The sequence below is a fragment of the Mycobacterium sp. genome, assembly GCF_046330795.1.
Lineage (GTDB): Bacteria > Actinomycetota > Actinomycetes > Mycobacteriales > Mycobacteriaceae > Mycobacterium.
In genome coordinates this window covers 1-14,853 of the sequence record NZ_JAXLSA010000002.1, presented here as the reverse complement: position 1 = coordinate 14,853, position 14,853 = coordinate 1, and the positions used below count along the sequence as shown (strand labels likewise).

7 protein-coding genes are annotated in these 14,853 nt (G+C 67.0%); 2 read left to right on the top strand and 5 right to left on the bottom strand.

Going from position 1 to position 14,853, the window contains the following annotated elements; all coding sequences use genetic code 11:
* Positions 1-6: 6 nt before the first annotated feature.
* Positions 7-2,277 (top strand): helicase-associated domain-containing protein, encoded by a 2,271-nt coding sequence (locus U0R18_RS07220; RefSeq protein ID WP_526367531.1) that lies wholly within the window; start codon positions 7-9, stop codon positions 2,275-2,277.
* Between the two features lie 29 nt (positions 2,278-2,306).
* Positions 2,307-3,956: a DNA repair helicase XPB gene (locus tag U0R18_RS07215; RefSeq protein ID WP_526367529.1), complete on the top strand. Its 1,650-nt coding sequence runs from the start codon at positions 2,307-2,309 to the stop codon at positions 3,954-3,956.
* Position 3,957: 1 nt separating this feature from the next.
* On the opposite strand, the gene U0R18_RS07210 is transcribed toward U0R18_RS07215, so the two are convergent.
* From U0R18_RS07210 to U0R18_RS07190, 5 genes are all read right to left on the bottom strand, one after another.
* Positions 3,958-4,434, bottom strand: a complete 477-nt coding sequence (locus U0R18_RS07210) for a VOC family protein (RefSeq protein ID WP_526367527.1) — start codon at positions 4,432-4,434, stop codon at positions 3,958-3,960.
* An 82-nt stretch (positions 4,435-4,516) separates the two neighbouring features.
* Positions 4,517-10,582 carry a beta strand repeat-containing protein gene (locus U0R18_RS07205; protein ID WP_526367525.1) on the bottom strand — a complete coding sequence of 2,022 codons (6,066 nt, stop codon included), beginning with the start codon at positions 10,580-10,582 and terminating at the stop codon, positions 4,517-4,519.
* Positions 10,583-10,919: 337 nt separating this feature from the next.
* On the bottom strand, positions 10,920-12,065 hold the full coding sequence (locus U0R18_RS07200; protein ID WP_526367523.1) for a thiolase family protein: 1,146 nt from the start codon (positions 12,063-12,065) through the stop codon (positions 10,920-10,922).
* 18 nt (positions 12,066-12,083) lie between these two features.
* Entirely contained in the window at positions 12,084-12,497 is a 414-nt protein-coding gene (locus U0R18_RS07195; protein WP_526367521.1) for a Zn-ribbon domain-containing OB-fold protein, read from the bottom strand.
* A 144-nt stretch (positions 12,498-12,641) separates the two neighbouring features.
* The coding region (locus U0R18_RS07190) for a cadherin-like domain-containing protein (RefSeq protein WP_526367519.1) at positions 12,642-14,853 on the bottom strand (2,212 nt) is incomplete at its 5' end.

Below are 14,853 nucleotides of genomic sequence, written 5' to 3'. Positions count from 1 at the left end.
TCGGCAATGACCAAACACACCACGGGTGTGCCCCTCGGCGCCTGGCTGGCCGACCTTCCCGACGATCGGCTGATCCGGCTGCTCGAGCTTCGGCCCGATCTCACCCAGCCGCCCCCGGGCAGCATCTCGGCGCTGGCCGCGCGCGCCCAGGCGCGCCAGTCGGTCAAAGCTGCCGCCGATGACCTGGACTTTCTGCGACTCGCGGTACTGGATGCCTTGCTGACCCTGCACGCCAACGTCCAGCCCGTCGCCTTCCCCGCGCTGGTCGACCTGATCGGCAGCCGGGCCGAGGAGCCCGCGGTGGCCGCCGCCGTCGCCGACCTGCGCGACCGGGCCCTGGTCTGGGGCGACGAACTGCTGCGGGTGGCCGCAGAGGCCAGCGCGGGCCTGCCCTGGTACCCCGGGCAGGTGGTGCTCGAGGATCCGTCGGCCGACCCCACCGAGATCGCCGAGCGGATCGCAGGGCTGGACGCGCCGGAGACCGAGCTGCTGCACAGGCTGCTGGAAGGCTCGCCGGTCGGGCGTACCCGCGACGCGGCCCCCGGCACGCCCGGGGACCGACCGGTGCAGCGCCTGCTGGCGGCCGGGCTGCTGCGGGCCGTCGACGAGGAAACGGTGATCCTGCCCCGGCAGGTCGCGCAGGTGCTGCGCGGCGACCTCGCCGGACCGGTGCGATTCAGCGCGCCGGACCCGGCCACCGGTACCGCCGGCGCCAAGGCGGCCCACGACGCCGACGCGACGGCCGCCGGGGCGGTGATCGAGATCCTGCACCAGTTCGAGGTCGTGATCGAGGCGCTGGGCGCGGCGCCCATCGCCGAGCTGCGCAACGGCGGCCTCGGTGTGCGGGACCTCAAACGACTTGCGAAGACCACGGGGATCGACGAGGGCCGGCTGGGGCTGATCCTCGAAATCGCTTCTGCCGCAGGATTGATCCACAGCGGCATTCCCGATCCGGAGCCCCGGGACGGCCCCGCCGGCGCCGGCCCCTACTGGGCCCCGACGGTGGCCGCCGATCGGTTCGCCGAGGCTCCGACGGCCGAGCGCTGGCAGCTGCTGGCCGACACCTGGCTGGATCTTCCGGCCCGGCCGGGGCTGATCGGGAGCCGCAACCCCGAGGGTAAACCCTATGGGGCACTGTCGGATTCGCTGTACTCGACGGCCGCGCCGCTGGATCGCCGGCTGCTGCTGACGCTGCTGGCCGACCTGCCGCCCGGCACCGCCACCGACGCCGAGGCCGCCTCCCGTGCGATAATCTGGCGGCGCCCCCGGTGGGCGGCGCGGCTGCAACCCGAACCCGTCGGCCATCTGCTCGACGAAGCGCACGCCCTGGGCGTCGTCGGCCGCGGCGCGATCAGCACGCCGGCGCGCGCCCTGCTGGCCGGCGACACGGATGCAGCGGTGACGGCGATGACCAGAGCGCTGCCCGCACCGATCAACCACTTCCTGCTGCAGGCCGACCTCACAGTGGTGGTCCCGGGTCCGCTGATCCGCGATCTGGCCGACGAACTCGACGTGGTCGCGACCATCGAATCTGCCGGTGCGGCAAGGGTTTACCGAATCAGCGAGGCGTCGATCCGGCACGCCCTGGATACCGGGCGCAGTGCCGGGCTGCTGCACGCGTTCTTCAAGAAGCATTCCCGGACCCCCGTGCCGCAGGGGCTGACCTATCTGATCGACGACGTGGCGCGCCGGCACGGCCAGCTGCGGGTGGGAATGGCCTCGTCGTTCGTGCGCTGTGAGGATCCCGCGTTGCTGACGCAGGCGATCGCGACCCCGGCCGCGCAGGCCCTGCAGCTGCGGTTGCTGGCCCCCACCGTGGCGGTCTCGCAGGCGCCGATCGGTGACGTCCTCGCCGCGCTGCGGTCGGCGGGCCTGGCCCCGGCGGCCGAGGACTCCACCGGCGCGGTCGTCGATCTGCGGCCCCGCGGCGCCCGGGTGCCCACTCCGCAGTACCGCCGGCTGTACCGGCCCACGCCGACCACGCCCAATCGCGACACCCTGGCCGGCGTGGTGGCCGTGCTGCGCAAGGTGGTGACCGCACCGTTCGGCAACGGCAAGCTCGATCCGTCGCGCGCCATGACGTTGCTGCAGCAAGCGGCCCTGCAGCAGGCCGATGTGGTGATCGGCTATACCGACGCCGCCGGCGTCGCGACCCAGCGGGTGGTGTCCCCGATCAACGTCCGGGGCGGTCAGCTGGTGGCCTTCGATTCGGCCTCCGGGCGGGTGCGGGACTTCGCCGTACACCGGGTGACCTCGGTGGTCGCCGCGGACGGTTAGCTTGTCGGGATCGCAAATATAGTGTTCAGATGACCGACGGACCGCTGATCGTCCAGTCCGACAAGACCGTCCTGCTCGAGGTGGACCATGAGCAGGCCGGTGCCGCCCGGGCCGCCATCGCCCCGTTCGCCGAGCTCGAGCGGGCTCCCGAGCATGTGCACACCTACCGCATCACGCCGCTGGCGCTGTGGAACGCCCGCGCCGCCGGCCACGATGCCGAGCAGGTGGTCGACGCGCTGGTCAGCTTCTCCCGGTACGCAGTTCCGCAGCCGCTGCTGGTCGACATCGTCGACACCATGGCCCGGTACGGCCGCCTGCAGCTGATCAAGCATCCGGCGCACGGCCTGACGCTGGTCAGCCTGGATCGCGCGGTCCTCGAAGAGGTGCTGCGGAACAAGAAGATCACACCGATGCTCGGCGCCCGCATCGACGACGACACCGTGATCGTGCACCCCTCCGAGCGCGGCCGGGTCAAGCAGATGCTGCTCAAGATCGGTTGGCCGGCAGAGGATCTCGCCGGGTACGTCGACGGCGAGGCCCACGCCATCAGCCTCCGCCAGGACGGCTGGGAGTTGCGCGACTATCAGGAGATGGCCGCCGATTCGTTCTGGGCGGGCGGCTCGGGTGTGGTGGTGCTGCCGTGCGGCGCGGGCAAGACCATCGTCGGCGCCGCGGCCATGGCCAAGGCGGGAGCCACGACGCTGATCCTGGTCACCAACACCGTCGCCGGCCGGCAGTGGAAGCGGGAGTTGATCGCCCGCACCTCACTGACCGAGGAGGAGATCGGCGAGTACTCGGGTGAACGCAAGGAGATCCGCCCGGTCACCATCGCGACCTACCAGGTGATCACCCGGCGCACCAAGGGTGAATACAAGCACCTCGAGCTGTTCGACAGCCGGGACTGGGGCCTGATCATCTACGACGAGGTGCACCTGCTGCCCGCACCGGTGTTCCGGATGACCGCCGATCTGCAGTCGCGTCGCCGGCTCGGCCTGACCGCGACGCTGATCCGCGAGGACGGCCGCGAGGGCGACGTCTTCTCCCTGATCGGGCCGAAACGCTACGACGCGCCGTGGAAGGACATCGAGGCCCAGGGCTGGATCGCCCCCGCCGAGTGCATCGAGGTCCGGGTCACGATGACCGACAACGAGCGGATGACGTACGCGACGGCCGAACCCGAGGAGCGCTACAAGTTGTGCTCCACCGCGCATTCGAAGATCGCGGTGGTCAAGTCGATCCTGGAACGCCACCCCGACGAGCCGACGCTGGTGATCGGCGCGTACCTCGATCAGCTCGACGAATTGGGTGCCGAACTGGATGCCCCGGTGATCCAGGGGGCCACCAAGAACGCCGAACGCGAAGCCCTCTTCGATGCGTTCCGGCGTGGTGAGATCCGCCGGCTGGTGGTGTCGAAGGTGGCCAACTTCTCCATCGACCTGCCGGAAGCATCTGTGGCCGTGCAGGTTTCGGGTACCTTCGGCTCGCGCCAGGAAGAGGCACAGCGGCTCGGACGGCTGTTGCGCCCCAAGGCCGACGGCGGCGGCGCGGTGTTCTACTCGGTGGTGGCCCGCGACAGCCTGGACGCCGAGTACGCCGCGCACCGGCAGCGATTCCTGGCCGAGCAGGGTTACGGCTACGTCATCAAGGACGCCGACGACCTGCTGGGTCCGGCGATCTGACCTACACCGCGGCGACGGCCGCCTCGAGGTCGGCGACGACGATCTTGCGCATCCCGTACATCGCCTTGTTGGCGGCGTCGGCCCTGGCGTGGTCGGGATCGCTGACCAGTTCGTACAGGCGTTCCGGCACGATCTGCCAGCTCAGGCCGAAACGGTCCTTCAGCCAGCCGCACTGCGATTCCTCGCCGCCGTCTGCGCGCAGCGCATCCCAGTAGTAGTCGACCTCGGCCTGGTCGGCGCACCGGACCTCGAAGGACACCGCCTCGGTGAACTGGAAATGCGGACCGCCGTTGATCCCCATGAAGCGCTGGCCGTCGAGCACGAAGGTGCCGTAGGCAACGGAACCGGTTTCGCCCGGACCGGCCTCGGTGTACGGCGCGAACCCCTCGATGGACGAGTTGGGAAAGACCGAGACGTAGAACTGCGCGGCCTCTTCGAGGTCGTTGTCGAACCAGAGGCAGGGTGTGATTGTGGGCATGCTGATACAGACTGTCACGGCGTTGCGAACTCATCGCTGGGAGTCACCTCGTTCTGCGAGCTGACTCCCAGCGAGCCGACCATCAGTACGGCGCGAGCGAGACGAACCCGAACGGACTGGTCAGGCCGGAGTCATCGGTAACCCTGACCTCGAAGCTACGAACGACGCCCCACCATTGCGTCGATGACCAGGTGACTGCTCGGAGCACCTGCTCATACTGCGCCTTGGTCGCTGTCCCGGTCAGCGTCAGCGTCTTGCTACCCGAGTCGTACGAGGCACTGACCGGGATCCCGGAGATGCCGTCGAAGTACAGCTTGTCGTTGCTCTGCGCAGACACCGTGATCTTGACGGTGGCCCCGGTCATGTAGTCCGAGTCCAGATCGGTGATGGTCACACTGCTGAACAGATTCGTCTTGGCGCCGCCCAAGGATCCGCTGGGCCCCGTCAAGACTCCGATTGCCGGCCCGACCGGGTTGGCCACGGTTGCGGTGGCCGCACCGCTCCACCCACTGCTCATCCCGGTGTTATCGGTCACCGAGATCAGGAACCCACGCACCAGGCCGGCACCCTGAGTGGCACTGAAGGTCACCGCCCTCAGCGCCGCCTCGTACTGGGCCTTGGTCGCCGTACCGGACAGGGTGATCGTCATCGACGACGCGTCCCAGCTGGCCGTGATCGGATTGCCCTGTGGCGCGGTGTAACCCAGCACATCACCGGGCTGACCGAACGTATTGATCTTCACCCGGGCACTCGACATGGTGGCCGAATCACCGTCGGTCACCGTGACCGAGCCGAGCAGTTGAACGGCAGGCTTCCCGATGACGTAGTTCGGGGCACCCAGCGTGCTCACCAACGGGATCAGCGGCGCATTGACGTTGACGGTCGCGATACCGGCCGCGCTCTGCAGGCCGGTGTCATCGGTGACATTGATCAGCAGACCGCGAACCAGACCGGCGCCCTGCGTGGCGGTGAAGGTCACCGCTTTCAGCGCCGCCTCATACTGAGCGATGGTTCCGGTTCCCGACAACGTCAGCGTCAGCGATGACGCGTCCCAGCTGGCCGTGATCGGATTGCCCTGCGGCGCAGTGTAACCCAGCACATCACCGCCCTGACCCAACGTGTTGATCTTCACCGCGGCCCCCGACAAGGTGTCCGAGTCCAAATCGGTGATCGTCACCGACGCCAACACCGTCACCGGCGAACCGAAGAGCGTGAATGTCGGCGCGCCCAGCGTCGCGATCGCCGGGCCGACGGGGTTGGCCACGGTTGCGGTGGCCGCACCGCTCCACCCGCTGCTCAACCCGGTGCTGTCGGTCACCGAGATCAGGAACCCACGCACCAGCGCCGCACCCTGGGTCGCGCTGAACGTGATCGCCTTCAGCGCCTCCTCGTACTGCGCCTTGGTGGCCGTGCCGGACAGGGTGAGCGTCATCGACGAGGAATCCCAGACGCCGGTGACCGGATTACCCTGCGGCGCAGTGTAACCCAGCACATCACCCGGCTGGCCCAGCGTATTGATCTTCACCTTGGCGCCCGACATGGTGGCCGAATCACCGTCGGTCACCGTGACCGAGCCGAGCAGTTGAACGGCAGGCTTCCCGATGACGTAATTCGGGGCACCCAGCGTGCTCACCAACGGGGTCAGCCCTGTGACGTTGACGGTCGCGACACCGGGAAGCAGGCTCTGCACTCCCATCTCATCGGTGACATTGATCAGGAGCCCGCGGACCAGGGCCACACCCTGCGTGGCGGTGAAGGTCACCGCTTTCAGCGCCGCCTCGTACTGAGCGATGGTTCCGGTTCCCGACAACGTCAGCGTCATCGATGAGGCGTCCCAGCTGGCCGTGATCGGATTGCCCTGCGGCGCAGTGTAACCCAGCACATCACCACCCTGACCCAACGTGTTGATCTTAACCGTGCCACCCGACAGGGTGGCCGAATCACCGTCGGTGATCGTCACCGACGCCAACACCGTCACCGACGAACCGCCGATCGTGAACGTCGGCGAGCCCAGGGTTGCGATCGCCGGCGGCAACGGGGTGGCCACGGTTGCGGTGGCCGCGCCGCTCCACCCGCTGCTCAGACCGGTGCTGTCGGTCACCGAGATCAGGAAGCCACGAACCAGGCCCGCACCCGTGGTGGCGCTGAACGTCACCGCCTTCAGCGCCTCCTCGTACTGCGCCTTGGTCGCCGTACCGCTGAGCGTCAACGTCTTCGACGCGGCATCCCAGGTGGCTGTGATCGGATTTCCTTGCGGCGCTGTGTAACCCAGTACATCACCGGTCTGGCCGAAGGTGTTGATCTTCACCGTGGCGCTGGCCATATTGTCCGAATCGAGATCGGTGACCGTCACCGACGCCAGCAGCTGCACCGGGCTCTTCCCGATGATGTAGTTCGGGGCGCCCAGGGTGCTCACCAACGGGATCAGCGGAGCCGCATTCACGACGATCGTCGCGATGCCGGCCGCCAGGCTCTGCACACCCATGTCATCGGTGACGTTGATCAGCAGACCGCGGACCAGACCGGCGCCCTGCGTCGCGGTGAAGGTCACCGCCTTCAGTGCCGCCTCATACTGATCGATCGTCCCCGCGCCGGTCAGTGTCAGCGTCTTCGAGCCGGCATCCCAGGTCGCTGTGATCGGATTGTCTTGCGGCGCAGTGTATCCCAGTACATCACCGGTCTGACCCAGCGTGTTGATCTTCACCGTCGCACCCGACAGCGAGGTCGAGTCACCGTCGGTGATCGTCACCGACGCCAGCACGGTCACCGGGTCACCGTCGATGGTGAACGTCGGAGCGCCCAGGGTCCCGATCGCCGGCGGCAACGGGGTGGACACGGTCGCGGTGGCCGCACCGCTCCACCCGCTGCTCATCCCCGTGTTGTCGGTCACCGAGATCAGGAAGCCGCGAACCAGGCCCGCACCCGTGGTGGCGCTGAACGTCACCGCCTTCAGCGCCTCCTCGTACTGCGCCTTGGTTCCCGTACCGGTCAGTGTCAGCGTCTTGGTCGCCGCATCCCAGGTGGCCGTGATCGGATTATCTTGTGGCGCGGTATAACCCAGCACGTCACCGGTTTGGCCCAGGGTGTTGATCTTCACCACCGCACCGGACATGTTGTCCGAGTCGAGGTCGGTGATCGTCACCGATGCGAGCAGCGTGACCGGGTCCTTCCCGATCACGTAGTTCGGGGCACCCAGGGTGCTCACCAACGGGATCAGCGGCGCGTTCACGATGATCGTCGCGACACCGGCCGCCAGACTCTGCACACCCATGTCATCGGTGACATTGATCAGTAGGCCGCGGACCAGGCCGGCACCCTGCGTGGCGGTGAAGGTCACCGCCTTCAGTGCCGCCTCGTACTGGTCGATCGTGCCCGTTCCGCTCAACGTCAACGTCTTGGTTGCCGCATCCCAGACGCCTGTGATCGGATTATCCTGCGGCGCAGTGTATCCCAGCACATCACCAGTCTGACCCAGCGTGTTGATCCTCACCGTGGCACCCGAGAGGGTATCCGAGTCGAGGTCGGTGATCGTCACCGATGCGAGCACGGTCACCGGGGCACCGCTGATGGTGAAGGTCGGCGCGCCCAGGGTCCCGATCGCCGGCGGCAACGGGGTGGACACGGTTGCGGTGGCCGCACCGCTCCACCCGCTGCTCATCCCCGTGCTGTCGGTCACCGAGATCAGGAAGCCACGGACCAGGCCCGCACCCGTGGTGGCGCTGAACGTCACCGCCTCGAGCGCCTCCTCGTACTGCGCCTTGGTTCCCGCGCCGCTCAGCGTCAACGTCTTGGTCGCCGCATCCCAGGTGCCGGTGATCGGATTGTCCTGCGGCGCAGTGTAACCCAGTACATCACCGGTCTGGCCAAACGTATTGATCTTCACCACCGCACCGGACATGGTCTCCGAATCGAGGTCGGCGATCGTGGCCGACGCGAGCAGCGTGACCGGGTCCTTGCCGATAACGTAGTTCGGGGCCCCCAGGGTGCTCACCAACGGGATCAGCGGGGCAGCGGACACATTGATCAAGGCGATGCCCGGGAGCAGACTCGTCATATGGGTCGAGTCGGTGACCCATACCTCGACGCCGCGTACCAGCAGGGCACCCTGGGTCGCGCTGAAGGTCACCGCCTTCAGTGCCTCCTCGTACTGGTCGATCGTGCCCGTTCCGCTCAACGTCAATATCCTGGTCGACGCATCCCAGGTCCCGGTGATCGGATTATCCTGCGGCGCAGTGTAACTCAGCGTATCGCCGTCCTGCGACAACGTTGTGAGCTTCACCGCTGCCGAAGACAGGGTGTCGGAATCCGCGTCGGTGATGGTCACCGAATACAGCACCTTCACCGGTTCACCCTCGAGGGTGAACGTCGGCGTACCCAGCACGCCCACCGCCGGCGCAAGGGGATTGAACACGTTCACCAACGCGATGCCCGGCGTCAGACTCTTGGTCTGCGTATCGTCGGTGACCCAGAACTCGACCCCACGCACCAACAGCGGGCCCTGTGTCGCGCTGAAGGTCACCGCCTTCAGCGCCTCCTCGTACTGGGCCTTGGTTCCCGCGCCGGTCAGCGTCAACGTCTTGGTCGCCGCATCCCAGGTCCCGGTGATCGGATTGTCCTCCGGCGCGGTGTAACCCAACACATCGCCGTCCTGCGACAGCGTCGTCAGCTTCACCACCGCACCCGACATCTCGTCGGAATCCGCATCGGCGATCGACACCGCGGACAGCACCTTCACCGGGTTGCCCTGAAGTATGAAGCTCGGAGCGCCCAAGGTGGTCACCAACGGCGCCGCGTAGAGCGGCGTGACGGTGACCGGGATGGTCAGGGTCAGGTCGTCCTCCTCAGCGAGACCCCAGCTGCGGGCCAGGCTGTGGGAGAACGTGTGGAGCCAGTCGGTCTTGTCGTTCTGTACCGAGTCGCTGAAGATGATCTGGAACGTCTCGGTCACCGGGTCGCCGGTGTAGAACAGGTCCGGGGTATAGAGGAATTTGTTCGTGAAGGGCACCCAGGTGACAAGCCCGTGCTCAGGCTGAATGATGGCAAAACTCAGCGGATCACCATTGGGGTCAACGACGTCCACCGTGTACGTGGTGGTCAGCAGCACCTGTTCGCTGGTGTACGTCGCCACCGGCTTCTTGTTGAACCAGGTGTGCGAAATGTCGCGCCACACCGACGCGATCAGCACGTCGAGCCACGATCCTCCGGTCGGGATCGAGGGCAACGTGTAGGGCACGAAGATGGGGTCGAGTGCGGCGGCAACCACCAGGGCCCTGGCAGCTTGCTCCGGAGCCGCGCTCTCGATGCTGGTGGGCTCCACCGACAGGGCACTCACGGCCGCGACGGTTTCCTTCGTCGGTGCGCTCGCCGCCGAAACCTGCTCGTCGACCTGCGCGGGCGCCTTGTCCGCGGCGTCGGCGTCGTCAGCGGCGTCAGTGGCCGCGGCGGTGGCACCGGTCGAGCCCGTCGCCTGCGGTTGGCCGGCGTCCGCGGCACTTCCCGAATGCGCGTCCGGCGTGGCCACCGCCGACGGCGTTTCCGGATCGACCGAACTGTCGGGCTCCTGCGGATCCGTCGACTCTTCGGTTGTCCCGCTGCCGCCGGCTGACGCGCCATCGTCGGCCGTGGAACCGCCGCCATCCGCATCATCCGAGCCCGAGGCACCCGTGTCCGTGTCCTGATCGGCCGCACCCGCGTCCGCGTCCGCGCCGGCCGTGTCACCGGAATCCGAATCGGAGGTCGACCCGGAGCCACTGGCGCCGGCCGAGGTGCCCGACCCGTCTCCGGCGTCGGATGCTCCGCCCGCACCGGAGCCGCCGGCCGTGCCGGCGCTACCGGAGTCCGACGAACCGCTGCCGCCGGCAGTACCACCCGACGCCGCGCCCGACGCCGAATCCGCGTCGGAACTGGCGAACGCGACCGCGATGCCGGGGCCGTTGGCCGCGGCCAGCCCTACGCCGAGGAACACCGCCAGCGCGCCGACCCGCCCGATGTGGGCGGCGTACTTCGAGGCGGATGACTGACGCGCATGCCGGGGGCCACTGCTCTGCTCGGCGGACCCAACCAGGTCACTCGCCGCCCAGAACGACCGTCCTACTTCGCGGCCGTCGGTGATACGGGCGGCGTTGTGCCTCGCCGGACGTGCAGACATGGTGTTCCCTTCGTTCGGGCGAGCGGTCCCCCGACCATTTCGCCATTGCGCCGCTCACCCCAAGGGCGGCAAGAGAATCGACGGGAAACACATGCTGAGTCCACGCAGGACCAACCGCATTGTCATCACGCTCCCCGACGGCCGTGCTGATTATTGACGGGCCGTGGGTGGCGACAGCGATCAGCCACCACACAGCTTGTCGGCAGCCTAAGTGGTCAGGGGCGCCGTGATACTGCTTTTAGAATAAAATTCTAAAATAGCAGCCAATGTGAATTTGCAGGCAGAGACACCAATCGAGCAATTCACTCGATTGGTGTCCCGATAACCGGGTCGGCGCCTACACGCTGAGGATGGTCGCCGAGGCGGTGCCGGGCGCGCCGTAGACCTGTGCCAGGCCGACGCGGGGCTGCCCCGGCACCTGGCGCTCGCCGGCCTCGCCGCGCAACTGGCGGACCAGCTCGTGCACCTGCCGCAGGCCCGACGCACCGATGGGCTCACCGTTGGCGATCAGGCCGCCGTCGGTGTTGACGGGGATGGAACCGTGAATCTCGGTGGCACCGTCGGCCAGCAGCTTCTCCTGCTCACCGTCCTTGCACAGACCGGTTTCGGCCATATGGATGACCTCGGCACCGGCGTCGGTGTCCTGCAGTTGGGCGATGTCCACGTCCTCGGGCCCGATGCCGGCGGCCTCGTAGGCGGCATTGGCGGCGTACACCGTCGGCGAGGGATCCTCGTCCAGCGGCGCCGACGTCGCGTGCACCTCGTAGGCGCCGAACGTCCGCGTACGGATCTCGCTGGCCCGCACATACACCGGCTTGTCGGTGAACTTGTGCGCGATGTCGGCCCGGCACATGATCACCGCGGCCGCACCCTCGTCGGGGGCGCAGAACATGTACTGCGTCAACGGGTAGTTCAGGGCCGGCGAGTTGAGGATCTCCTCGACACTGATCTCCTTGCGGCGGAACGCATTCGGATTCAGGGCCCCGTTGCGGAAGTTCTTGTTGGCCACCCGGGCCAGGGTCTCCTGGCTGATGTTGTGGTCGTGGATGTACTTGTTGGCCTTCATGCCGAAGAACTTGGTGGTGACGAACTGGCCGTTCTCGGCGTACCACTGCGGCAGGGCCAGTTTGGCCGGATCGTCGGTGAAGGCACCCCGCGGATGCTTGTCGAGACCGACCGCCACACCGATGTCGTACTTACCCAGCCGAATGGTGTCGGCGGTCTGCTGGATGGCGCTGGCCGAGGTGGCGCACGCGTTGAAGACGTTGGTGAAGGTGATGCCGGTCAGGCCGACCAGTCGAGTCACCGAATCCGGGTTGGACACCTCATAGCTGCCGCCGAAGCCGAACTGGATGTCCTTCCATTCCACCCCGGCGTCGGTGAGCGCCAACCGAATTGCCTCCGCCCCCATCTGGACGGCAGGTTTGTCGAACCGGCCGAAGGGGTGCAGGCCGACACCGATGATGGCAACGTCGTTGGTCATATTGGCTACCTCTTCGGTCTAGACCGGCTTGAACGCGAACGTGACGACCTCATTGCCGTCGGCGTCGGTGGTGAACGGGATCATGGTCAGCTCGACCTCCTGGCCGAACTTCAGTTTGGCGGGGTCGTTCTCGGTCAGCCGGCCCTCGACGCGGATCACGTCGCCGAGTTGCACCAGGCCCACCCCGAACGGGACGAACTCCTTGCCGGTGGGCCCGGCGTACGGGGCTCCCGGGGCGAAGCCCTGCGTGGTCCAGGCGATCACGGTGCCGCGGCGCGGCAGCTTGACCTCGCCCATGTCGCTGCCGCTGCACTTCGGGCAGTGGTCCTGGGCCGGGAAGACGGTGGCCGAACAGGTGGCGCACTGACTGCCGATCAGCTGCGGGTTCTCCTCGGGCCAGGTCGAGATCTCGGGCGCCAGCGCCTTTTGCATGGACGGTCCTCCGCAGTCATGGGCCAATAATGCGTTTTCCGGATCGTACAACAGCATTGGCAAAAAGTGGAAAGGTCATTCTCATCGGGATCGACAAGAGGCCGCTCACCGAGTTCGTGCCCGGCGAACGGCCTCTTGTTGCGGCTAGTACGTGAGCGTCTGCGACGTGGTGCCACCATGTCCGTCGGAGAACGAGACGGTGAACGTCTCCGTCGGATTCGGCTTGTTGTTGGTGTTCGACGTGTACGTGACGTCGAAGCCCTTCAGCCCCAGGATGGAGTCGCCGAGCGTGGTGTTGGCCACCACCGACACGGTGCCCTTGGACGTCGCGCTCACTCCCGTGTAGGTAATGCCATCGGAATCAGCGTCGTTGACCGTCACGTGGTACGTGGTGCTGTTGCTGTACGTGTGGAACAGCACGTAGTTGACATCCCGGGTACTGGAATCACTGCTCGATGCCGACGGCGCCCGGTTGTACGGATCCAGGTTGACGTTCACCGTGACGTCCCGGCTGCCGCCGTGTCCGTCGGTGATGGTGACCACGAACGAGTCCTGCTTGTCGGCGGCGGTCGCCGTGGGCAACGACGCGGCGTGGGTGTCGCCACTGTCGGAGGTATAGGTGAACGTGCCGTCCGAATAGATGGTGACGCTGCCGCCCTTGGCCGTGGACCGGGTGTCGAATCCGAGAATGCCGGAAGCATATGAGAGCGAGTCGCCGTCGGTGTCAGACCCGACGACCTTGCCCTTGATGGTTTCCGGATCGCCCGGACTGGTGCTCGTGATCGTGGTGGTGACGGTGGCTGCCGGCAGGGCGTTCTTCGCCACGATGTCCACTGTCACACTCGACGTCTTCGACGCACCTCTGGAGTCGGTCGCGGTGACAGTGATCGTCTCGGTCTTGGGCGCCAACAACCCGGAGATCAGACCCGTGTCCGCCACGGCATGCCGCGCCGCATCCGAGGCCACGAACGTCCACGACCCATCCGCATTGGCCGTCACCGTGCCCCGGCCGTTGTCGGCCGTTGCCGTGTAGGTCACCGGGTCACCATCGGGATCGGTGGCCACCGCAGTGATCTTCACCGTCCCCGTCGACGAATCCGTCACGGTCGCCGTCGCCGGCGTCGTGAACGTCGGCGCCTTGTTCGCCCCGTTGATGACCACCGTCACCGTCGCAGTGCCGCCGTGTCCGTCATCGACGTTGACGTTGAAGGAATCCGAGCCACCGTTGAACCACGCCAACCCGAACGGGGTGTAGGTGTAGGTGTTACCCAGCACGACGACCGTCCCACCGGCGCTGGTGATGGTAGAACCACCGTAGGACAGCGAGTCACCGTCCGCGTCAGCACCATTCACCGTGCCCGTATACGAGGTGTGCAACGCGTTCAGTGCCGGACCACTGCCCAGCGTCAACGTCGGATTGGTGTTCGACGCAACCAGATTCACCGTCACGCTCGAGGTCTTCGACGCGCCATAGCTGTCGGTCGCGGTGATCGTGATCGTCTCGGTCTTGGGCGCCAACAGTCCCGAGATCAGACCCGTGTCCGCCGCCGCGTGCCGCGCGGCATCCGAGGCCACGAATGTCCACGACCCGTCCGCATTGGCCGTCACGGTGCCCCGGCCGTTGTCGGCCTGGGCCGTGTAGGTCACCGGGTCACCATCGGGATCGGTGGCCACCGCAGTGATCTTCGCCGTCCCCGTCGAGGTATTGGTCACCGTCGCCGTCGCCGGCGTCGTGAACGTCGGCGCCTTGTTCGCGCCGTTGATGACCACCGTCACCGTCGCGGTGCCGCCGTGTCCGTCATCAACGGTGACGTTGAACGAATCCGAGCCACCGTTGAACCACGCCGACCCCAACGGGGTGTAGGTGTACGTGTTGCCCAGGACCAGCACGGTCCCACCCGTGCTCGTGATCGTCGAGCCGCCGTACGACAACGAATCACCGTCCGCGTCAGCACCACTCACGGTGCCCGTAAACGAGGTGTGCAACGCGTTCAGCGCCGGCCCGCTGCCCAGCGTCAACGTCGGATTCGTGTTCAGCGCAACAAGATCCACCGACACCGACGCCGACTTCGAGACGCCCTTGTCATCGGTGGCGGTGACCGTGATGGTCGCCGACTTCGGCGTGAACAACCCCGAGATCAGACCCGTGTCCGCAGCCGCGTGCCGCGCCGCATCCGAGGCCACGAACGTCCACGACCCATCGGCGTTGGACGTCAACGAACCCAGACTCGGATCCACCGACGCCGACAGCGTCACCGGACCACCCTCGGGATCGGAGGCCACCGCCGTGATCTTCGCCGTGCCCGTCGACGGATTCGTCACCGTCGCAGCGGCCGCCACCGTCGGAGCCTGATTG

Bases quoted from the DNA above. Each gene is read 5' to 3' on its own strand.
- U0R18_RS07220 (WP_526367531.1), top strand. From the start codon at position 7: ATGACCAAACACACCACGGGTGTGCCCCTCGGCGCCTGGCTGGCCGAC.
- U0R18_RS07215 (WP_526367529.1), top strand. From the start codon at position 2,307: ATGACCGACGGACCGCTGATCGTCCAGTCCGACAAGACCGTCCTGCTC.
- U0R18_RS07210 (WP_526367527.1), bottom strand. From the start codon at position 4,434: ATGCCCACAATCACACCCTGCCTCTGGTTCGACAACGACCTCGAAGAG.
- U0R18_RS07205 (WP_526367525.1), bottom strand. From the start codon at position 10,582: ATGTCTGCACGTCCGGCGAGGCACAACGCCGCCCGTATCACCGACGGC.
- U0R18_RS07200 (WP_526367523.1), bottom strand. From the start codon at position 12,065: ATGACCAACGACGTTGCCATCATCGGTGTCGGCCTGCACCCCTTCGGC.
- U0R18_RS07195 (WP_526367521.1), bottom strand. From the start codon at position 12,497: ATGCAAAAGGCGCTGGCGCCCGAGATCTCGACCTGGCCCGAGGAGAAC.